This window comes from Campylobacteraceae bacterium (genome assembly GCA_013215945.1).
Taxonomy (GTDB): Bacteria; Campylobacterota; Campylobacteria; order Campylobacterales; family Arcobacteraceae; genus NORP36.
Genome location: JABSOM010000006.1, coordinates 1 through 21,181, shown reverse-complemented (window position 1 = coordinate 21,181; position 21,181 = coordinate 1). Strand labels below are relative to the sequence as shown.

The following is a 21,181-nucleotide window of genomic DNA, read 5'->3' as shown; positions in this document are numbered from 1 at the left end:
TTTACAATCCTAAAGAAATATATAAGTAAATAAAGATGCTACTCATACCAACAAGCATGAAAGCAGCATAAAATCTAACATTAGCAGTTTGTAAGGTACCAACTATTTTACCAAACTCAACAAATTTATTACAAGTACCCATAATAAAACCATCAATGATCTTGGTATCAACCACTTTGTCAATAAAAACAGAAAGTTTTTGTATTGGTTTTACCAATGTTTTATCATAAAACTCATCTACATAAAACTTATTAGCAATAAGCCCTTCTTCACTTTCTGGTTTAAATACATCAAAGTTAGCATATTTTTTATATGAAACATAAATACCAGCACTGGCAACTCCTACAGATAAAATCATTAATATCCACTCAGTTAGATGGGACATGTGTAATACTTTTGAGTTAAGTTGAAGTAACCATGTATCAACTAAATGCTCACCCCATAAAACAGAAGGAAGGTTTAAAAACCCTGCACCAATTGCACCAAGGGCTAAAATAGCTAAAGGAATAGTTATTGTTTTAGAGGTATAAACATAAGGGTTTCCTACTTTTTTATTAGGAGCTACAAAAAGTATAAAATACAATCTAAACATATAAAAAGCAGTTAAAAAAGCAGTAAACATTCCTACTGCCCAAATTAAATATTCGCCTTCTGCAAAAGCGGCCGCTAAAATAGCATCTTTGGAGAAAAATCCTGAAAAAGGAGGAATACCTGAAATAGCTATAACTCCCACCAAAAAAGTAGCAGAAATTATAGGAAGATTAACTCTTTCTTGTGCAATTTTAAAAATATTTTGATGATGATGAACGGCAATAATAATACCACCCGCACCCATAAATAACATAGCTTTAAAAAATGCATGGGTGAAAACATGAAATAATCCAGAAGAATAATATCCAAGACCCACACCAATAAACATATAACCTAATTGACTCATAGTAGAATAAGCAAGTATTTTTTTAATATCTTGTTGTTTGCATGCAATAACCGCTGCAAAAAGTGCTGAAGCAGCTCCCACATAAGCAATATAAATTCCAACACCTTCAACACCTTCGTATAAAAAGTGAAATCTTGCAACCATATAAATACCAGCAGTTACCATAGTAGCTGCATGTATTAAAGCAGATATAGGAGTAGGTCCTGCCATTGCATCTGGAAGCCAGGTAAATAAAGGAATTTGTGCTGATTTCCCCATAGCTCCTACAAAAAGAAGTACGCCTGAAAGTACTAACAACTCAGAACTTGCATTTCCAATATTTGCTTCTAATGAAGAAAAAGACATATCTCCTTCTCCCACTGCAAAAAATAAAGTAACAACTCCTAATAAAAATCCTAAATCTCCAACTCTGTTTACAATAAAAGCTTTATTAGCAGCTTTAACATTTTCTGCTTTTCCATAATAAAATTTAATAAGTAAATAAGAACAAACTCCTACGCCTTCCCATCCTATAAATAATACAATAGGGTTATCAGCTAATACTAAAATTAACATAGATGCTAAGAAAAGGTTGAAATACGCAAAAAACTTTCCAAATCCAGGATCTTTATGCATATAACCAATGGCATAAATATGAATTAAAGAACCAACAAAAGTAACAAACATTGCCATAAAAATAGACAAATTATCTGCTAATAATTTCATAGAAATATAAAGATTACCAACTTCTAACCAGGTAAATAAATCTTGAGAGTAGACATTCCCTGTTTCTTTCATATCTAAAAATAAAATGAATGTAAAAACAAAACCTAAAATAGGGCTAAGAGTTCCAATGAGTGAAAACAATCTTTGAGGTATTGCTCTTTGTGTTATATGATAAAAATATAATCCGCCATTTAATAAAGCACCTAATAATGGAGCTAAAATAATCCAAATAATTAAACCAGATTCCATTATTTGATCTCCTTGTCTTTAAGTTCTGTAAACATATCTGTATCTAAAGATTTTTTAGATCTAAAGAGTAAAATAATAACAGATAAGAATATTGCAGCTTCAGCAGCAGCAATTGCTATAACCATAATTGTTATAATTTGTCCATCTAAATTCATATGGTATCGTGCAAAAGTAACTAAAAATAAATTGATTCCATTTAACATTAACTCAATTGACATATATATTACAAAAACATTTCTTCTTGAAACAACACCTATGGCACCTATAGTGAATAAAGTCATTGAAACAAAAGCATAAGATGTTAAAGAAATCATTATTCAGCCCTTCTTGATTTTTTCTTTTTAGCTAAAACTACGGCACCAATTAAAGCAACCAAAAGCAAAATAGAAATAAGTTCAAAAGACAAAAGCCAATCGGTATATAAATGCATTCCTACATCTTTAATCCCACCAAACCCTTCTGGTACTATTGATAAATCAGCATTTGGAAGGTTTGAAACAGCTTTTATAATTACTAAATTAAAAGGAATCATCACAACAGCTGCCATTATCATATATTTATGTTTATTAGGTTCTTTTGGCATGTCTTCTTCATTAATATTTAAAAACATTAATAAAAAGATTACCAGAGTCATAATTGCACCTGCGTAAACGATAAGCTGAACCATGAAAAGGAAAGTTGCGCTTAAGAGTGCAAATAAACCTGCAATACTTAAAACACAAATTAATAATCCAAGCGCACTGTACATAGGATTATGGTTTAATAACATTGCAAGTGCTCCACCAATTGCGAAAAAACTCAATGCTAAAAATACAATATCAATCATTAGGGAAATCCTTTCCTCTTTCGTTGTTCATTAAATATTCTTTGTCAACTAAAAAATCTGATCTTTTGCTTGCAACAAAAGAAAATATTCCAGTATCCATTCTAATTGCATCACATGGACAGGCTTCTACACAGTATCCACAATAAACACATTCTAATAAATCAATTGAAAAAGCAGTGGGTCTTTTTTCTGCTTTATCATCAAATCTTTCTTCTGCTTCTATAAAAATACATTCAGCAGGGCAGGCAGTTGCACACATATAACATGCAACACATTTTTCACTTCCATCATCCCATTTTGTTAAACGGTGAACCCCTCTGTAATTTTCTGTAATATCAGATGGTTGAACCTCTGGATATGCCATTGAGATAATTTTACTGGTATCTTTAAGATTTTTGGAGAAGTGTTTAAAGGTTGTTTTCATTCCGCCAAAGATTGCTGGTAGATACAATTTATCTTTAAGACTACTACCATGTCTTTTTACTACTTTTATTCCCATTTTACTGTCCTACTACTATTACGGTTGCTGTTATTATTATGTTTAATAAAGATAAAGGTAATAATATTTTCCAACCAAGCATTTGCAATTGATCATATCTAATTCTCAATAGCGTCCATCGTACCCACATAAATACAAGTACCATCATAAAGAACTTAGCTAAAAATGTACTTACTTGTATAATTGTGACTGCTATACTTGTTCCATTAGCACTTAAACCTGTAAATGCCAAATACGCTAATAAAACGAAAAGAGAGAAAGCCATTCCTAAAAATATTTTTACTAAAATAGCTGTTTCTCTAAATCTGATATCATTTTTATCTGGCCATACATTATTCTTTTTAATCCAGCCTGTAAATATTACAAGTGAAAGAGGAACCACAACCATCAATACCATTAGAATAATAGAAATATGCTCTTTTAATGCTTCTGTATTTAAATAAGGAACTTGATATCCACCGAAAAATATAGTAACAATAATAGCAGCTCCACCACTCATAGCAGCAAATTCAGAAACTTGAAATAAACCAAAACGCATAGCTGAATATTCAGTATGATAACCAGCCACAATTTCTGATTCACCTTCTGCTAAATCAAAGGGTGCTCTATTGGTTTCTGCAAATACAGTTACAATAAATATAATACAAGCTAAAGGTTGCATAAATATACCCCAGGCTGGAATAAATCCAAATAATAAATCCCCTTGTGCTACAACCATATCATTTAAATGAATAGAACCATACGTTAAAAGCATAGAAATAAGAGAAAGTCCCATAGCTGCTTCATAAGATATAACTTGAGCAGACGCTCTTATTGAACCTAAAAGTCCAAATTTACTTTGAGAAGCATATCCACCTAATATAATCCCATAAACACTTAATCCAGCAAATGCAATAAACCACATAATTCCAATATTCATTGGCAATGCTTGCATTTGATGTGAAATACCATCAAGTACAATATTATCTGCAAAAGGAATAACCCCAAAAGTTAAAAAATAACAAATAAATACAATTCCAGGTGCTAGGGTGAATAAAAATTTGTATTTAATAAAAGAGGGTGTAAAATCTTCTTTAAAAACAAGTTTTAACATATCTGCAATACTTTGAATAACACCACCTAATCTGAAACCACCAATGTGACATCTATTTGGTCCTAATCTGTCTTGAATTAAACCAGCAACTCTTCTTTCCCACCATACAAAAACAGGAGTAAGTCCCACTGCTAAAACAACAGCCAATAGTATATTTACAACAATAACAATTATTGATGCCGTACTCATATATTTCCTTTTTCTAACATAGATTGAATATTTTCTATTAAAGTAGAAGCATTCATTAAATATTTATCTTTATTCATCCCAGATATAACTTTTTGTTTGATTCCATCTTTATTAATATAGGTTCCATTTTTCTCATAAAATGATGCCATTGGAATAACAACACTTGAATGTTCAACCGTTGTACAAGTATTAGCAAAACAAGATATAATTTTCTTTTGGTCTAGTTCTTTTAAGTTTTCATCAAAATAATTGTTCTCTAAAATCACAACTAGTTTTGAACTTTTAAGATGAGCTTTAAAATCTTCTTGCGATTGAGAAATACCTAATTCAAAAAAGGCTGCTCTGTTGGCTGCTTTATCATTGTCTTTTAAATAATCATCTCCAAAACTTTCATCTATATATGTTGGGGAATATCCAGAAATATTAGCGCCTATACTTTTAGCAAAAGCTTGAGTATTACTTAATTCTTCTAAACTTAAATTAGGTCCTACTAAAATTAATGAATTTTTATTAGTAGAAAGTTCTTTATATAAAACAGCTAAAGCAGTATTCTCTTCTACTTCTTTTTTATTAATTAATGCTACTTCTACTCTATTGTCTTGATTTTTTTTATACGATAATCTTCCCTCGTCACACATAAAATAACCATTTACAGCATCATTATGTCTGGGTCTAAATCTAAAAATAATATCATCTTTGTATTTTTCTTTTCTATGGTCTACATCTATATTACAGCCCTTAGAACAACCATTACAAATAGCTTTAAAAGATTCTAAAAACCATACTCTTTGTTGAAATCTAAAATCTTTAGAAGTTAGTGCTCCAACTGGGCATAAGTCTACTACATTCATTGCATAAGGATTATGCAATTTCATTCCAGGGAAAGTTGCGATTACAGAATGATCTGCCCTTGCTACTACGCCTAATTCATTTGTTCCTGTTACATCAGAACAAAATCGTACACATCTTGTACAAAGGACACATCTTTCTTGGTCTAACATAACATTAGCACCTAAGTCTTCTCTTTTTCTAGCATGATTCTTTTTATTTAATTCCATTCTTGAGCTGTAAAAACCAGATTCCATATAAAAATCTTGTAATTTACATTCCCCTGCTTGATCACAGGTTGGACAGTCAATGGGATGATTTAATAATTGAAGTTCAAGTATGTCTTTTCTTACTTGCATGATGTTTTCGCTAACAGTTGATACTTCCATACCAGCGCTAACAAAAGTATCACAGGAAATCTGAGGTCGTTTCTGACCTTTGATTTCCACCATACACATTCGGCAATTACCATCTTTACCAAGGGATTTGTGATAACAAAAATGAGGAATATGAATATTTTCATCTAATAATTTATCAATTAGTAAACTACCAACTTCTGCTTCCATTTCCTTATCATTAATTATTATTTTTACCATTTCACTCATATCAGTTATCTTCCTTGTTTGCTTTTTTATTTACCAGTATATAATTGTCTAGGACGTGCTATTTTTGTTGTTGGATCTTGTTTTAATTCTGACCACTGAGTAATCCAACCAACTGTTCTTCCAATAACAAAAATAGGAGTAAACATTTCAGGTGGAATTCTAAGTGCTGTTAAAATAACACCAGAATAAAAATCAATATTTGGATATAAACCACGTTTAATAAAATATTCATCTTTTAAAGCAGCTTCTTCAACAGCAGCAGCAATATCTAATAGTTTAGAGTCAAGATTTAATTCTTCTCTTAATTGATCTTGTAAACCTTTTAAACTTTCAGCTCTTGGATCTCTGTTTTTGTAAACTCTGTGACCAAATCCCATAAGTCTAAAGGGATCATTTCTGTCTTTTGCTTTTGCTATATAAGTATCTACATTTTTAACATCACCAATTAGTCTTAATTGATCCATTACTTTTTCATTAGCTCCACCATGTGCAGCTCCCCATAATGCAGCAATTCCAGAAGCAATAGCAACATAAGGATGGGCTTCTGTTGAAGCTACATTTCTTACAGTTGTAGTTGAAGCATTTTGTTCATGATCAGCATGTAAAGTAAAAATTGCATCAAGGGCATCTACTTCTACTTGTTTGATTTCATCTGTTAACCCGTTTCCTAGGTTTTTCATTTTTCCACCAGGATAAGCTCTCATCATATATAAGAAGTTTTCAGTAAAATATCTGTCAACATCAGGATAAATAGGAGGAACTCCAATAGAATTTCTGTATGCCATAGCAGCAATTGTTGGCATTTTTGCAACAATTCTTCTTCTCATTTCTCTGAATTCTTCTTCCCCTTGAGGATTTAAATGTTCTTTATAAAATGTTGCTAGTGCCATAGTTGCAGCACCAAGTGTAGCCATTGGATGTGCGTGATCTGGAAAAGCATCAAATATTCTTATTAGTCCTTCATGTAAAAAAGACCGATGTCTGATTTCTAAATCAAAGTTTTTTGATTCTTCTTCATTTGGTAGTTTTCCCGTCATTAATAAATAACATACATCTAAGTAAGATTTTTTACCAGCTAAGTCTGCAATAACATAACCTCTGTATCTTAACTCAGATTTTTCCCCATCAATAAAAGTAATTTTTGATTCACAAGCAGCAGTAGATGTATAACCAGGATCATAAGTAAACATTCCTGAATCTTTGTAGAATGTTCTAATATCAACTACAGAAGGTCCTCTTGTTCCATGTAGTATACTGTATTCATAACTTTTACCACTTCTATTATCTGTTAATGTAAACGTATCTTTAGCCATTTATTCTCCTATTAATTTGTTTTAAATTCTGCTAGAAATTCACTTCTAAATTTAATAACAATACTCTTAATGATATCTTTAACTGCTGGTGCAAAAACACAAATAGTTTTACCATTCATCGTATCACATACTTCTAAAAGTGTATCTAGGTCTTGTTCTTTGCCATTTCCTTCTAAAATTTCAGCCAAAATTTTATCAATCCAAGATGTACCCTCTCTACATGGTGTACATTGTCCACACGATTCATGATGATAAAATTCAATTAAATTTTTTGCTACATCAACCATGTTTTGAGAATCATCTATTACAATCATTCCCCCAGTTCCCAATGTGGATCCAATATCCCACATTGATTCATAGTCCAATACTGCATTATTAACTTCATCAGCTGTTAAGATGGGACAGGATGAGCCTCCAGGGATTAAAGCTTTTAACTTCTTCCCGTCTTGCATTCCTCCACCTATGTCATTGATGAAATCTATCATTTTATTTCCAAAAGCAAGTTCATATACACCTGGATTTTTAACTGCGCCACTCATTGCGAATAACATAGTACCGGGAGATTTAGATGTTCCATGAGCTGTATATGCTTCATAACCATTTTTTACAATAAAAGGTACTGTTGCAATGGTTTCTACATTATTAACAGTTGCTGGGTTTCCAAAATACCATTCACATTCTTTTTGTTTTGGTTTTAATCTGGGATGGCCTCTTTTGCCTTCCAGCGATTCTATAAGTGCAGACTTTTCTCCACAAATATAAGCACCTGCTCCTCTTTGAATAGTAATATCAAGTTTGAAATCATGTCCCATGATTTTTTCACCAATAATACCTGCTTCATAAGCTTCATCGATGGCTTTATTTAATCGCTTAATAAACCATTCATACTCACCTCTAATATAAATATAAGCAGCATGGGCATTAATCGCATAACAAGAATATATAATTCCTTCAATTAATAAATGTGGATCGTACTCGAAAATTTGTCTGTCTTTAAAAGTACCTGGTTCTGATTCATCTCCATTTACTATTAAATATGCAGGTCTTGGATCATTTTTAGGCATCATTTGCCACTTAGGTCCACAAGCAGCTCCTCCGCCACCTTTTCCTCTAAGTCCTGATTTTACAACTTCTTGCGTAACTTCATCTGGACTCATTTTAAACATAGCATCAATTGCATCATAAGTGCCGCATTCAAGTGCTACTTTTAAAGTATGTGAATCTGCTATATCGAAGTTTTTGCTTACTACTTTAACTAACATTATTTACACTCCTTTAAAAGTTTTTCCAAAGATTGAATACTTTGATTTTCATGGTAAGCTCCATTTAAAGAAAACATAGGAGCTCCACCACAGGCACCAAGACATTCAACTTCAGATAAGTGAAACTTTCCATCTTTGCTTGTTTGACCTGGATCAATACCAATAGTATTTTTGATAAACTTTTTTAAATCTCTTGAACCCATCATCATACAAGAAAGTGTTTTACACAATTCTATATGATAGGTACCAATAGGTTTCAAATTGAACATAGTATAAAAAGATACAAAACTGTGTACTTCAATGGGTGCTTTTTTAAGTTTATTAGCTATAAAAATCATAGCTTCAGGACTTACCCATCCCAATTGGTCTTGAACCAACCAAACAGCAGGTAACATCATAGAATCTGAATTTGGATATTTTTTAAGTTCAATTTGGAACTTTTCTTCATTTTCTTTTGTATAAGTAAAAGTATTCATTATCTGTCAAACTCCCCTGCAATAAAATTCATTGAAGCCATTGTAATAACAGCATCTGCTAACATACCTTTTTCAGCAATTCGTGGAAATGCCGCAAGTGAGTAAAAACATGGTGGTCTACACTTAACTTTATAAGGTGTTCCACTTCCATCAGAGGTAATATGAAAACCAAGTTCTCCATTTCCTGCTTCAGTAGATGAATAATATTCACCTTGAGGTACTTTAATTCCTTCAAAAGTAACTTTAAATTGATTCATTAAACCTTCAATATTTGTATAAACATCTTTTTTTGCAGGTAAAACGATACCTTGATGATCAACATTAATAGGGCCACCTGGCATATTTTTCATAGCTTGTCTGATAATTCTTATACTTTGTATCATTTCTTCGAAACGACACATAACTCTATCGTATACATCGCCATGAGAACCCACAACTACATCAAAATCAAAGTTGTCATAACCGTAATAAGGTTTGTCTTTTCTTAAATCAAATGCTATTCCAGCTGCTCTTAAATTAGGACCAGTTATTCCTGCATTTATTGCAAAATCTGCTTTTATAATTCCTACATCTTGTGTTCTGTCTAAGAATATTTTATTGTGTGCAATTAAAGATAAAGCTTTATCAATTGCTTCTTCTGTATTTACTAAAATTGCTTCTAAGTCTTCTTCAAAACCTTGGTATAAATCATGCTCTAAACCACCAATTCTTGTATATGAATTGGTAAGTCTAGCACCTGTTAATTTAGAAAATAAATCATAAGCTAGATCTCTTGGTCCAAATAAATACCAAAAGTTTGTTAATCCACCTAAATCTACCATATTTGCAGCATTACAAACAAGGTGGTCAATGATTCTTGATAATTCACCCGTAACTATTCTGATCATTTTTGCACGTGGAGTAATTTCAATTTGTAACATATCTTCAACTGCTTTTGAGTATCCAATATTATTTAAAATTGCACTACAATAGTTTAATCTGTCAGTATATGGAATGATTTGGTTATAGGTATGATTTTCGCAAGATTTTTCGAAACCTCTGTGTAAATAACCAATTTCAGTTACACAAGCAAGAATACTTTCCCCTTCCATAGCAACAAAGTTTCTTATTGTTCCATGGGTTGCTGGATGCGCTGGCCCTACATTTAATAACATGATTTCTTCCATATCTTCAGGGGTAACACCATAAGATTTTAATAAAGGAGTCATTTCATCCATTAAATCATGGGTTTCTGTACAGATTTGTCCTTTAGTTATTGGATAATCTTTTCGTAAAGGATGGCCTACAAATTGGTGATGATTAAGAACTCTTTTTAGATTTTTATGACCTCTAAATTTGATTCCATATTGATCATAAACTTCTCTCTCAGCCCAATCTGCTGCATAATATAAATCTGTAATAGAATCAACAATTAAATTATGGTCATCTACATATGATTTTACAACTACTTCTTTTTTAAATGTTCTGTCTCTTAATATATAAACCAAAGCAAAACGTGAAGGTGTAACATCAGGAAATTTTAAATAATCAATTGCAGTGATGTCTAATAATAAATTAAAATCTTCTTTGTTTTTTAAATTTTCTATAGTTGATTTGATTTTATCACTCGAAACTATAATCTCTCTGTTATGCATCCAAGAGTCCTTTGAAAGTACTAACTCGCTCAACAATTCCAGAATCAGCTTTACATCGTTCTTGAATTCTCATAATAGCATCTAAAACGGCTTCAGGTCTTGGCGGACAACCTGAGACATATTCATCTACAGGTATAATTTCATCAATTCCTTGAAGGGTTGTATAATTATCATAAAAACCACCAGAACAGGCACAGGCTCCCATAGAAATAACCCATTTAGGTTCACACATTTGATCATATATTTTTTTAAGAATAGGTGCTTGTTTATAAGAAATGGTTCCTGCAACAATCATTAAATCTGCTTGTCTTGGTGAAAACCTTACTACTTCAGCCCCAAATCTAGATAAATCATATCTTGATGCAGCAAGTGACATAAACTCAATTCCACAACATGCCGTACCAAATACCATTGGCCATAAAGAATATGACCTCGCCCAGTTTACTGCTTGATCTAATCTCGTTGTAACAACGGTATCACCAAGTGCTGCTTCTGCTCCTAATCCCATGATAGTGCCTTTTTCTTATAGATATAAATTAATCCTGCATACAATAGTCCCATAAACATAAACATCTCAAATAAACCAAGGTATCCAAGTTCTTTTATATTTACAGCCCAAGGAAACATAAAAATAATTTCCACATCAAATAAAACAAATAAGATTGCTACGAGGTAAAATTTGATTGAAAATCGTAAGTTAGTTCCGCCAACAGGGTTTGATACACCTGATTCATATACTGTGTTTTTAGCAGGGTCTTCTTTGTTTTGTGGCCCTAGTTTTCTAGTTGAAAAAAATACTCCAACTAAAATAATACCAATTAAAACAAAGACAATAGATGCTAATACTAATTCATTTGACATATGCATTATCCATTAATAAATTTATTTATCCAAGTGTACTATAAGTTTATGCCATTTTTCTTTTATGGATAATAGAATTGTTAACTATATGAATTATTGTGAATTTTTGTAATATTCACCATCCCAGGGGATAGTGAATTAGTGTAGATTCGTAACAATCTTTTGAAGGGCAATTTTAAGTTTGGCTTTTGGAAGGGCAATATTTATTCTAAAATAACCTTTTGCTTCTTTCCCAAAGGTAGTTCCGTCATTTAGGGCAACCTTCGCATCTCCAAGTAGTCTGTGTTTTATTTGAGAATGAGTATTATTAAGTTTTCTAAAATTCAACCAAAGCAAATAAGTAGCTTCTGGTTTAACAAATTCTATTTTAGAATTGTTACTTTTTAGAAAGTCATAAGTGAAATCAATATTGGATTGTAAGTAGTTTTTTAACTCTTCTAACCAAATATGACCTTTTGTATATGCTGCTTCATGAGCAACAAATCCAAATAAATTAATAGCATTTACTTCTCTTTTTGTAACCACTTCATCAAAGCTTTTTTTCATTTCTACATTTTTACAAATAGCATAACCACAATTTAAACCTGCAATATTAAATGTTTTTCCAGCAGAGTTAAGTGTTAAAGTAATATCTGCAATTTCTTCTGAAATTGAAGCCAAAGAAGTGAACTTTTCAAAAACCAAATCTGCATGTATTTCATCAGAAATAATTTTTATATTGTGTTTAATACAAATTTTTGCCAATGCACTTAGTTCTTCTTTTTTCCAAACTCTTCCTACTGGGTTATGAGGGGAACATAAAACAAGAATTTTTGTTTTAGCTGTAATTTTATTTTCAAAGTCTTCTAAATCCATAGTATAGTAACCATCATTTTCTTTTAATGGATTGCATACTAATACTCTGTTATTAGATTTAACATGATTAAAAAAAGGATAATAAGCAGGGGTTTGCACAATTATTTCATCCCCTTCTTTTGAAAATGCTTCAATTGCAGCACTGTATGCAGGAACTACTCCATTAACAAAAGTAAGGTATTCTTCTTTTATTGTGTAATTATGTCTGTCTTTCATCCATGCAACAACTGCATCTTTAAGTGTTTGAGTGGGTCTGGTATATCCAAATATACCATGCTGTATTTTTTCACTCATTGCTTGAGTTATAAAATCAGGCGTTCTTAAATCCATATCTGCAACCCATAAAGGCTGTAAATCTTTATAATCACCAAAATAAGCGCTCATAACATCATGTTTTAAACAAGAAGTATTTTTTCTATCTATTTCTTCATCAAAATTATACATATTTCATTCTTCCTATGTAGAGATTTACTTAATAGAATTATAGCAAATAAAATAAAAAATAAGATAGAATAACAAATATTTTAAAAAGAGGGAAACCATGAAAGAAGCAATTGCACTGCTAAAAGAACATGACTTACTACGAATTATTGATGATGAACTTGATATTTACTTAGAAATTCCACATATTGCGTATATAGAAGTTAAAACTAAAGATTCAAAAGCATTATTATTTACGAATGTAATAGATAAAAAAAACAATAAAAAATTTGATGAACCCGTACTTATGAATGTATTTTGTAACGAAAAAGCAGTTGAATTATTTATAGGGGATGGAGATAAAATAGGTGCGGAGATAGAGTCTTTACTTAAAATGAAACCGCCTAAAACCTTGGGTGATAAATTTGCTTTATTTGGCAAACTATTTTCATTAAAAAATACCATTCCCAAAGTTTCAAAAGCAAAAGCTGCTTGTCAAGAAATTGTACTCTTAGGAAAAGATGCCAAATTAAGTGATTTACCAGTGCTTACTACTTGGGAACAAGATGGGGGTCCTTTTATTACTATGGGGCAAGTTTATACTACTTCTTTAAATGGAGAAATGAAAAATTTAGGAATGTACAGACTACAAGTATATGATGATCATACACTAGGAATGCATTGGCAAATACATAAAGATTCAAATCACTTTTTTCATGAATATAAAGAAGCTGGTAAAAAAATGCCTGTATCTATTGGAATTGGAGGCGATCCTATGTATATTTGGTGTGGACAAGCACCTTTACCTATTGGAGTTTTTGAATTAATGCTTTATGGTTTTATTAAAAATAAAAATGCAAAATTGGTTAAAAGTATTACGAATGATATAGCTATTCCTGTTGATAATGATTATGTTATTGAAGGTTTTGTAGATCCTTCAAAAATGAAAATAGAAGGTCCTTTTGGAGATCATACGGGATATTATACCCTTGAAGAAGAATACCCTTTTATGGAAGTAAGCGCCATTACAAAAAAGAAAGATGCAGTATTTTTAGCAACAGTTGTAGGAAAACCACCTTTAGAAGATAAATATATGGGGCATGCAACTGAGAGAATATTTTTACCTTTATTACAAACTACTTGCCCTGATTTAATTGATTATTACATGCCTGAAAATGGTGTTTATCATAATTTAATTATTGCTAAAATTAAAACACTTTATCCCGGCCACGCGCAACAAATGATGCATGCTTTTTGGGGTGTTGGACAAATGTCTTTTGTAAAACATGCCATTTTTGTTAATCATGATGCACCTGCTCTTACTTCTCATGAAGATTTAACGCGTTATATATTAAATAGAATTGATATAGAAGAAATATTAATAACAAGAGGTGTGGTTGATGCTTTGGATCATTCAAGCCCAAGATTTGCTCTTGGAGGAAAATTAGGACTTGATTGTACGGGAAAAGAAGTTAAAGAATTAGGTATTAAGATACTAAGTGATGAAGAACTTTTAAAAAAACTGCAAACTATGAGTTCTGAAATAAAAGAATTAAAACAATATTTCTTAGATACTAAAAATCCAATTACTATTATAACTGTAGATAAACAGCGTTCACAAAAAGAATTATTTGAAGATATCAAAAAAATATCTGCTCATGTTAAAATACTTATTATTATTGATGAAAAGAACCAAAACGATTTAAACAATGAATATATGTTGTTATGGAGAGTTGTTAATAATATTGATTCAAACAGAGATATTTTCTTTCATGAAAATACTATTTGCATTGATGCTACTAATAAAAATACAATGGATAATTTTAAAAGAAGATGGCCAGATGATGTTGATTGCACGCAAGAAGTGTTGGATTCTTTACAAAAACGTGGCATTATAGATATTGATGATGCTTTTAAGAAAAAATGGCACTTGTAAGAGAGATCTCTTACAAGTCCTAGGGTTTAATTAAAATAAGATTTTCTTTTTTTATATCTAAATACAATTCCGATTCTTTAGTGTAACCATTTAAGTCTTCTACATTAATGATTATTACGTAGTTATTATATTTTGTGAACTCCAAAGACAGTTCATAATAATCCCCACAATAAGAAATATCAAGTAAACGAAGTTTATGCTCATTTTTTTTCTTGGTAAGGAAGGTTTTATTAACTCTTATAATAAGATCATCATTGTTTTTATTTTTTAAATCAAAATCTTTTAGAATTTCTTTTGGTAATTCATTAATATCTCCTAAAAAGTTTGCAACATATTTATTCACAGGATTAGAAAACAACTCTTTAGGTGTTCCAAATTGAACAATGGTTTTGTTTTGAATAATAGCAATTTTATCTGAAATACTCAAAGCTTCTTTTTTATCATGGGTTACTAAAATAGCAGAAAATCCAAATTCTTTAATAATACCTTTTAACCAAATTTTTGTTTTATTTCGTAAAATTGAATCAAGATTTGAAAAAGGCTCATCCAGTAAAAGAACTTTTGGTTTATAAGCAATTACTCTGGCAATTGAAACTCTTTGCTGCTGTCCACCTGATAATTCATGTATTTGTTTGTATTTATGTTCTTCTAAATCAAAGAGTTCTAAGAGTTTATCTGCTTGTATTTCTTTTTCTTTTTTACTTAGGTCTTTTAGTGCAAATGTTATGTTTTGAAGTACATTTAAATGAGGAAAGAGGGCATAATCTTGAAAAATATAACCAATATCTTGCGTTGCACATGAATTTTGGTTTTTCTTTAAATAACACGTATGTAAATAAATATCCCCTTTATACTTATCTTCAAGAGAAGAAATTGAACGTAATATTGTACTTTTTCCTGAACCACTGGCTCCTAAAATAGTAACAATTTCTCCATCTTTTACATCAAAAGATACATTTTCTAAAATTTGTGTATTACCAAAAGCTATTGAGAAGTCTTTAAGACAAATTCCAAGCATATTAATCCTTTATCATTTTTTTAGCCAGTAACAAAACAGAAACAATTCCCAAAATAACAATAAACATAGCTGGTACTGAAGATTCATATAATTGAGCTTGTCCTACAAGTTCATGAGAATATACAGCTAAGGTATCAAAATTAAAAGGACGTAAAATCATTGTCAAGGGTAATTCTTTTATTATTTCAATAAATACAACTATAAAAGATGCAAGTGCAGAATTTTTTATCAGTGGGAAAATGACGGTTCTTAATTTCCCTGTTTCACTTATGCTCATTGTTTTACATGCATCATCATAAGATTGTGGAATTTTTGAAAATCCAGATTCGTAGTTATTAATAGAAATTGCTAAAAATCTAACACAATACGCAAAGATTATAGAAAGTATACTTCCCGAAATAAAAATATTAAATGCATTATCTATATGTGAGAAAAAACTTAATACTCCAACTGCAACTACTGCTCCTGGAATTGAATAACCCAATTTAACAATTTGTGTTAAATTATCACTGATTTTGTTTTTATGTAAACGTACATTATAAACAAATATAAAACCAAGCATTGTAATTAAAAGTGAACCTCCAAGGCCAAGACTTAAGGTTTGCAGTAAAATACGAATAAAATCTTCATCAATTACATCTTCATAAGACAAAATAAACCAATGAGTCATTTGCGCTAAAGGAAGAATAAATCCCATAAATACAGGTATAAAACAAATAATAAAAGCGAATACGTTTGCTTTCCCTTTTAAAGGTGTTTTACAAATAGGTGCGAAATCTTTTCCTGAGGATCTGTATCTAATATTACGTCTTTGAAAACGTTCTAAAAAGATTAAGGTAAAAACAAATAACATGAGCATAGAAGCTAATTTTGATGCATCTTCAACAGAACCCATTCCATACCAGGTTCTAAATATTCCTGTTACAAAAGTAGGCACTCCATAATAATCAACAACCCCAAAATCAGCCACTGCTTCCATAACAGCTAAAATAGTTCCAGCTACTATTGCTGGGCGTGAAATAGGAATAATTACTTTTACAAAGGTATCAAAGGGACTTAATCCCATTGTTTTAGAAGCATCAATAATAGAGGCAGATTCAGCTATTAAATAGGTTTTTGATATTAAATAAACATAAGGATATAAAACCAAAGACATTACAAGTATTGCACCTTCAATTGACATAATATCCATATAATAAACTTGGGTAATATTTTCTTTTCCTAATAAATCAAGAATAAACATAGTAACTGAACCTGTAATATCAAACATTCCTGCGTAAACATAAGAGATAATATAAGTAGGAATAGCAAAAGGTAAAATTAATGCATAATGATAGAATTTTGAGAAAGTAAAACTATACATTGTTGTTATATAAGCCGTAGTAAAACCTATAATTGATGTTAAAAATGCGACACCAAACATAATATACAATGAATTAAAAACATACTCACTCAAAACTGTATCTTTAAGATGTTGCCAGTTTTCAGTATTAGGGCTAAGAATATTTACTAAAATTAGTAAAGCAGGTAAAGCAATAAGTAGGGTTAAAATACCGCTACTTATTGTTAGTTTTTTAAAATATTTCAATTATTAAAATCCGTTAAATTTATTTCCATCCAGCTTGATCGAATATTTTAACAGCTTTTGCATTGTTTTGACCTAAAGAGTTAATAGAAATATTATCTTCTTTAAATGTTCCCCAAGATGTTACTAAAGGAGATGATTCTATACCTGCTAATACAGGATATTCATAATTTCCTTGAGCAAATAATTTTTGAGCATCAGCAGAAGCTAAAAATTCAATAAACTTAATTGCATTTGCTTTATTAGGTGCATATTTTGCAACTCCAGCACCAGATACATTAATATGTGTTCCACCTTTTTCAAATTTTGGGAAAAAGATTTTCATTTTTGCAACAGCTTCTCTTTGAGATTTGTCTTTGTTATTAACCATTTTACCAATGTAATAAGTATTTGCAATCGCAATTTTACCAATTCCATTAGCTACTGCTTTAACTTGTGCTCTGTCATTACCTTTTGGAGTTCTCGCCATATTTGCAACTACACCTTTAGCCCAAGATAATGCATACGCTTCACCATGATGTTCAATCATTGCAGCTAATAAAGATTGGTTATAAATGTTATTAGAAGATCTTACAACAATTTGACCTTTGAATTTAGGGTTAGCTAAATCTTCATAAGTAGATAATTCTTGATCCGTACCTGAACCAATTTTATAAACAGCTACTCTTGATCTTTTAGTTAATGCAAACCACTTATTATCAACATCTCTGTAATTAGCAGGAATGTTTTTTGTTAAATAATCAGATTCAATAGACTGTAATAAATCTTGTGATTTTGCTTGAAATAATCTTCCTGCATCTACAGTAATTAAGATATCTGCTGGTGAATTTTCACCTTCAGAAGCAATTCTTTTAATTAATGCTGAAGCTTTTGCTTTAACAACATTTACTTTAATTCCTGTTTTTTCTTCAAACATTTTGAAAAGAGTTTTATCTGTGTCGTAATGTCTGTGAGAGTAAACATTTACCTCGTTAGCAGCAAATACTGAGCTGGCTAATACTAATGAACTTAATACAAGTTTTTTAAACATGGGTTTCCTTTTTTTTTATATAAGGGAATGATAAAGAAAGTTACCTTTAAATAATCTTAATAGTAGTAATGGTTATCATTATGTTTGCAAATTTGTTACTTCTTTGCATAAAAAAACAAAAAATTCCTATTTAACTTTATCTTGATATAATGCGAATAATTAATATAATAAATTTTACTTAGACAAAGATGAGGGAAATACTGATGATTCTTATGATTGATAATTATGATTCATTTACATATAACATTGTTCAATATTGTAAAGAACTTGGGGCGGATTTAAAAATTATACGTAACGATGAACTAAACATAAAAGAAATTGAAGCCTTAAACCCAGAAAAAATCATAATATCTCCTGGCCCTTCTACACCCGATGATGCAGGAATTTGTTTAGAAGTTATTGAGTATTTTTGCGATAAACTACCTATCTTTGGTATTTGTTTGGGGCATCAAAGTATTGCTCAGGTATTTGGTGCAAAAATAATTCGCGCTAAAAATATGATGCATGGAAAAACTTCTAAAATTAAAGTATTAAAAGAGACGGCAATCTTTAAAGGTTTACCTGCAACATTTATACAAACAAGATATCACTCTTTAAGTGTAGAAAATGTGGATCTTCCTTCTATTATAATTCCAACATCAGTATCACTTGATGATAATGAAATGATGAGTTTAGAAATTGAAGGTAAACAAATTTATGGGGTGCAATTTCATCCTGAATCAATCATGAGTGAATATGGTTATGAGATGATTGATAATTTTTTGAAGTTGTAAATTAATGCAAGCAAATATAAGTGACAAAAATTATAAATACTTATTTTATATCTTATTTTGTTTTAGCATATTTGCTTTAATTTATGTAGCGAGTACTTTAAGTATTTCTTATAAAGAAGCCTTAAATGTCTTGGATAACAAATCTTTATTAACTTTTATTACTTTTCCTTTATTGCATTATTTTCCTGGAAACGATATTGCATTAAGACTTCCTTTTATATTATTTTATGCAATGAGTACTTGTTTAATGTATGTACTAACAAAAGATTATTTTAAATATGAAAGTGATCGTTTTATAAATATTGTACTTTTTATGATGTTGCCTGGAATGGTATCTGCTGCAATATTAGTAAATACTGCAATAATTGTTTTATTTTTTACCCTGTTATATTTATACTATTATAAAGTTTTTGGAAAACACAATTATTATATTTTATTTTTTTGTTTATTAATCGATAACTCTTTTGCAATTTTATACTTGGCTTTATTCTTTTATGCTTTTGAAAAAAAATACAATAAACTTTTTTATATCTCTTTAATTTTATTTGGTGCGTCTATGAGTATATATGGTTTTGATACAGGTGGAAAACCAAGAGGGCACTTATTAGATACTTTTGCTATTTATGCGTCGGTTTTTTCACCCTTGATGTTTATTTATTTTTTTTATTCACAATACCGTATTGCTGTAAAAGGCTATAGATCTATTTATTGGTATATTTCTTTTGTTGCTTTGGTTTTTTCTTTGTTATTTGCTTTTAGACAAAAGGTGTATATTGAAGATTTTGCTCCTTTTGTAATAATTGCTATGCCTTTAATGGTAAAACTTTTTTTTCACACCTTTAGGGTTAGGCTTCCCGCTTTCAGGCGCTTTCATTATTTTATGGCAATCTTGGTTTTTTTTATTTTGTTGTTAAATTATTCACTTATTTTTTATAATAAACCAATTTATTTATTTTTAGAAAAAAGTAAAAGACATTTTGTCTATAAATACAGTTTTGCACAAGAGCTTTCTGTTTATTTAAAAGAAAAAAATGTTAATTATGTGTATTCAGATGATAAAGAAATTATGAAACGTTTAAATTTTTATCAAATAGATTCTGGGGATAAATATTATTTGACCACGAATGAAGTATATAAAAATGAATACCAATTTAAATTTGAATTTAAATATAAAAACAAAGAGATAGTAACGTATTATATTAAATGAAAAGATGTTTTACGCTTTTAGAGTTACTTTTTGTTTTAGTAATAATGAGTGGTTTTTTAATATTTGCAAAAATAAACTATATAAACAATGATTTACAAACAGTAAGTAAACACTTGGTTTTACATCTTAAAAATCTTCGATACCAAGCGTTAATTGACAATAAATATTCTTATGAAGATAAATGGTATAAAAAACGATGGACACTAAAATTTTTAAATTGTAATAAAAGTATAGGTGGTATTTATTATATTATGTTCAGTGATTTAAATATGAAAGGTCATGCAAATCAAAGCGAGACTTTAAAAGATGCACTTAATTCTAAATACTTATATGCTACTTCCTCATGTAAAGAAAATAAGAACAGATCCAAACATGTATTACTAAGTAAAAACTATAATATTAAAGAAATTAAACTTTCTTGTAATAAAACAAAAAGTTTGGGACAGATTTCTTTTTCTTCGTCTGGAAAGATTTATGCTTCTTTATCCAATCAAAATGAAAACAATGAAATTAAAAAAGATTGTTATTTAGAAATTATTCATCAAAACAATGATTCTTCTACAATTGTTATTCGTAATACTACGGGTTATGTATCCTTATATTCAAAATAAAAGTTTCTCTCTGTATTATTAAATAAAACAAAATTTATCATAACACTACAAAGCCTATAGAAAAGGCTTAAAAAAAGTAAATAATAGAAACTTTCAACATTTAAGCTACATTTATGTTTCATCCCTTGACAAAGAAGCTAAAACCTCCTATAATTCCCGTCCAAATCAAGTGTGACACTTTAAACTGACACGTGAGAGACTGGATGATCTTTAACAACTTAAGGTTTATAAATGTAATTTTTATAAACTGAATATGATACTTCAAATGT

20 protein-coding genes are annotated in these 21,181 nt (G+C 30.1%); 4 read left to right on the top strand and 16 right to left on the bottom strand.

Features of this window, described 5'->3' with window-relative positions; all coding sequences use genetic code 11:
* Position 1: 1 nt before the first annotated feature.
* The 13 genes from nuoL to HRT41_07385 all read right to left on the bottom strand — a co-directional run bounded on the left by nuoL (position 2) and on the right by HRT41_07385 (position 12,776).
* Positions 2-1,891 carry an NADH-quinone oxidoreductase subunit L gene (nuoL, locus tag HRT41_07445; GenBank protein NQY23853.1) on the bottom strand — a complete coding sequence of 630 codons (1,890 nt, stop codon included), beginning with the start codon at positions 1,889-1,891 and terminating at the stop codon, positions 2-4.
* Positions 1,891-2,205 carry an NADH-quinone oxidoreductase subunit NuoK gene (gene nuoK / locus HRT41_07440; GenBank protein ID NQY23852.1) on the bottom strand — a complete coding sequence of 105 codons (315 nt, stop codon included), beginning with the start codon at positions 2,203-2,205 and terminating at the stop codon, positions 1,891-1,893. The genes nuoL and nuoK overlap by 1 nt, the downstream gene beginning before the upstream one ends.
* Entirely contained in the window at positions 2,205-2,717 is a 513-nt protein-coding gene (locus tag HRT41_07435) for an NADH-quinone oxidoreductase subunit J (GenBank protein NQY23851.1), read from the bottom strand. Before HRT41_07435 ends, nuoK begins: the two co-directional genes overlap by 1 nt.
* Complete coding sequence (locus HRT41_07430; protein NQY23850.1) at positions 2,710-3,216, bottom strand: NADH-quinone oxidoreductase subunit I; 507 nt, start codon at positions 3,214-3,216, stop codon at positions 2,710-2,712. The genes HRT41_07435 and HRT41_07430 overlap by 8 nt, the downstream gene beginning before the upstream one ends.
* Position 3,217: 1 nt before the next feature.
* Complete coding sequence (locus HRT41_07425) at positions 3,218-4,498, bottom strand: NADH-quinone oxidoreductase subunit H (protein ID NQY23849.1); 1,281 nt, start codon at positions 4,496-4,498, stop codon at positions 3,218-3,220.
* Positions 4,495-5,931: a (2Fe-2S)-binding protein gene (locus HRT41_07420; protein NQY23848.1), complete on the bottom strand. Its 1,437-nt coding sequence runs from the start codon at positions 5,929-5,931 to the stop codon at positions 4,495-4,497. The genes HRT41_07425 and HRT41_07420 overlap by 4 nt, the downstream gene beginning before the upstream one ends.
* Positions 5,932-5,957: 26 nt before the next feature.
* Positions 5,958-7,244, bottom strand: coding sequence for a citrate synthase (locus tag HRT41_07415; protein NQY23847.1), 1,287 nt, complete (start codon positions 7,242-7,244; stop codon positions 5,958-5,960).
* A gap of 11 nt (positions 7,245-7,255) precedes the next feature.
* A complete protein-coding gene (gene nuoF, locus HRT41_07410) occupies positions 7,256-8,506 on the bottom strand; it encodes an NADH-quinone oxidoreductase subunit NuoF (protein ID NQY23846.1) in 1,251 nt (416 codons plus the stop codon).
* Positions 8,506-8,982: an NAD(P)H-dependent oxidoreductase subunit E gene (locus HRT41_07405; GenBank protein ID NQY23845.1), complete on the bottom strand. Its 477-nt coding sequence runs from the start codon at positions 8,980-8,982 to the stop codon at positions 8,506-8,508. The genes nuoF and HRT41_07405 overlap by 1 nt, the downstream gene beginning before the upstream one ends.
* On the bottom strand, positions 8,982-10,616 hold the full coding sequence (locus HRT41_07400) for an NADH-quinone oxidoreductase subunit D (protein ID NQY23844.1): 1,635 nt from the start codon (positions 10,614-10,616) through the stop codon (positions 8,982-8,984). The genes HRT41_07405 and HRT41_07400 overlap by 1 nt, the downstream gene beginning before the upstream one ends.
* The gene (gene nuoB, locus HRT41_07395; protein NQY23843.1) at positions 10,609-11,124 is read right to left on the bottom strand and encodes an NADH-quinone oxidoreductase subunit NuoB; all 516 of its coding nucleotides are present in this window, start codon (positions 11,122-11,124) and stop codon (positions 10,609-10,611) included. Before nuoB ends, HRT41_07400 begins: the two co-directional genes overlap by 8 nt.
* Complete coding sequence (gene ndhC / locus HRT41_07390; protein NQY23842.1) at positions 11,115-11,477, bottom strand: NADH-quinone oxidoreductase subunit A; 363 nt, start codon at positions 11,475-11,477, stop codon at positions 11,115-11,117. The genes nuoB and ndhC overlap by 10 nt, the downstream gene beginning before the upstream one ends.
* Before the next feature lie 138 nt (positions 11,478-11,615).
* Positions 11,616-12,776, bottom strand: coding sequence for a putative C-S lyase (locus HRT41_07385; protein NQY23841.1), 1,161 nt, complete (start codon positions 12,774-12,776; stop codon positions 11,616-11,618).
* Between the two features lie 97 nt (positions 12,777-12,873).
* Here HRT41_07385 and HRT41_07380 point away from each other — a divergent pair, with 97 nt between their 5' ends.
* Positions 12,874-14,688: a menaquinone biosynthesis decarboxylase gene (locus HRT41_07380; protein NQY23840.1), complete on the top strand. Its 1,815-nt coding sequence runs from the start codon at positions 12,874-12,876 to the stop codon at positions 14,686-14,688.
* A gap of 19 nt (positions 14,689-14,707) precedes the next feature.
* Here the strand turns inward: HRT41_07380 and HRT41_07375 are convergent, their stop codons facing one another.
* The 3 genes from HRT41_07375 to HRT41_07365 are packed head-to-tail and all read right to left on the bottom strand — an operon-like array spanning position 14,708 to position 18,321.
* Positions 14,708-15,706, bottom strand: a complete 999-nt coding sequence (locus tag HRT41_07375) for an ABC transporter ATP-binding protein (protein ID NQY23839.1) — start codon at positions 15,704-15,706, stop codon at positions 14,708-14,710.
* Position 15,707: 1 nt separating this feature from the next.
* Positions 15,708-17,294: an iron ABC transporter permease gene (locus HRT41_07370; protein NQY23838.1), complete on the bottom strand. Its 1,587-nt coding sequence runs from the start codon at positions 17,292-17,294 to the stop codon at positions 15,708-15,710.
* A 19-nt stretch (positions 17,295-17,313) separates the two neighbouring features.
* Positions 17,314-18,321: a Fe(3+) ABC transporter substrate-binding protein gene (locus HRT41_07365; protein NQY23837.1), complete on the bottom strand. Its 1,008-nt coding sequence runs from the start codon at positions 18,319-18,321 to the stop codon at positions 17,314-17,316.
* Between the two features lie 203 nt (positions 18,322-18,524).
* On the opposite strand from HRT41_07365, the gene HRT41_07360 reads away from it, so the two are divergent.
* The 3 genes from HRT41_07360 to HRT41_07350 are packed head-to-tail and all read left to right on the top strand — an operon-like array spanning position 18,525 to position 20,912.
* A complete protein-coding gene (locus HRT41_07360; GenBank protein ID NQY23836.1) occupies positions 18,525-19,094 on the top strand; it encodes an aminodeoxychorismate/anthranilate synthase component II in 570 nt (189 codons plus the stop codon).
* A gap of 4 nt (positions 19,095-19,098) precedes the next feature.
* Positions 19,099-20,301, top strand: coding sequence for a hypothetical protein (locus tag HRT41_07355; protein NQY23835.1), 1,203 nt, complete (start codon positions 19,099-19,101; stop codon positions 20,299-20,301).
* The gene (locus HRT41_07350; GenBank protein ID NQY23834.1) at positions 20,298-20,912 is read left to right on the top strand and encodes a type II secretion system protein; all 615 of its coding nucleotides are present in this window, start codon (positions 20,298-20,300) and stop codon (positions 20,910-20,912) included. Before HRT41_07355 ends, HRT41_07350 begins: the two co-directional genes overlap by 4 nt.
* Positions 20,913-21,181: the final 269 nt, after the last annotated feature.

Excerpts from the sequence above, each read along its gene's own strand:
- HRT41_07360 (NQY23836.1), top strand. The coding sequence starts at position 18,525 with ATGATTCTTATGATTGATAATTATGATTCATTTACATATAACATTGTT.
- HRT41_07350 (NQY23834.1), top strand. The coding sequence starts at position 20,298 with ATGAAAAGATGTTTTACGCTTTTAGAGTTACTTTTTGTTTTAGTAATA.
- HRT41_07375 (NQY23839.1), bottom strand. The coding sequence starts at position 15,706 with ATGCTTGGAATTTGTCTTAAAGACTTCTCAATAGCTTTTGGTAATACA.
- HRT41_07355 (NQY23835.1), top strand. The coding sequence starts at position 19,099 with ATGCAAGCAAATATAAGTGACAAAAATTATAAATACTTATTTTATATC.
- HRT41_07405 (NQY23845.1), bottom strand. The coding sequence starts at position 8,982 with ATGAATACTTTTACTTATACAAAAGAAAATGAAGAAAAGTTCCAAATT.
- HRT41_07420 (NQY23848.1), bottom strand. The coding sequence starts at position 5,931 with ATGAGTGAAATGGTAAAAATAATAATTAATGATAAGGAAATGGAAGCA.
- nuoF (NQY23846.1), bottom strand. The coding sequence starts at position 8,506 with ATGTTAGTTAAAGTAGTAAGCAAAAACTTCGATATAGCAGATTCACAT.
- HRT41_07385 (NQY23841.1), bottom strand. The coding sequence starts at position 12,776 with ATGTATAATTTTGATGAAGAAATAGATAGAAAAAATACTTCTTGTTTA.
- HRT41_07400 (NQY23844.1), bottom strand. The coding sequence starts at position 10,616 with ATGCATAACAGAGAGATTATAGTTTCGAGTGATAAAATCAAATCAACT.
- HRT41_07430 (NQY23850.1), bottom strand. The coding sequence starts at position 3,216 with ATGGGAATAAAAGTAGTAAAAAGACATGGTAGTAGTCTTAAAGATAAA.
- nuoK (NQY23852.1), bottom strand. The coding sequence starts at position 2,205 with ATGATTTCTTTAACATCTTATGCTTTTGTTTCAATGACTTTATTCACT.
- HRT41_07435 (NQY23851.1), bottom strand. The coding sequence starts at position 2,717 with ATGATTGATATTGTATTTTTAGCATTGAGTTTTTTCGCAATTGGTGGA.
- HRT41_07380 (NQY23840.1), top strand. The coding sequence starts at position 12,874 with ATGAAAGAAGCAATTGCACTGCTAAAAGAACATGACTTACTACGAATT.
- nuoB (NQY23843.1), bottom strand. The coding sequence starts at position 11,124 with ATGGGATTAGGAGCAGAAGCAGCACTTGGTGATACCGTTGTTACAACG.
- nuoL (NQY23853.1), bottom strand. The coding sequence starts at position 1,891 with ATGGAATCTGGTTTAATTATTTGGATTATTTTAGCTCCATTATTAGGT.
- HRT41_07415 (NQY23847.1), bottom strand. The coding sequence starts at position 7,244 with ATGGCTAAAGATACGTTTACATTAACAGATAATAGAAGTGGTAAAAGT.
- ndhC (NQY23842.1), bottom strand. The coding sequence starts at position 11,477 with ATGTCAAATGAATTAGTATTAGCATCTATTGTCTTTGTTTTAATTGGT.
- HRT41_07425 (NQY23849.1), bottom strand. The coding sequence starts at position 4,498 with ATGAGTACGGCATCAATAATTGTTATTGTTGTAAATATACTATTGGCT.
- HRT41_07365 (NQY23837.1), bottom strand. The coding sequence starts at position 18,321 with ATGTTTAAAAAACTTGTATTAAGTTCATTAGTATTAGCCAGCTCAGTA.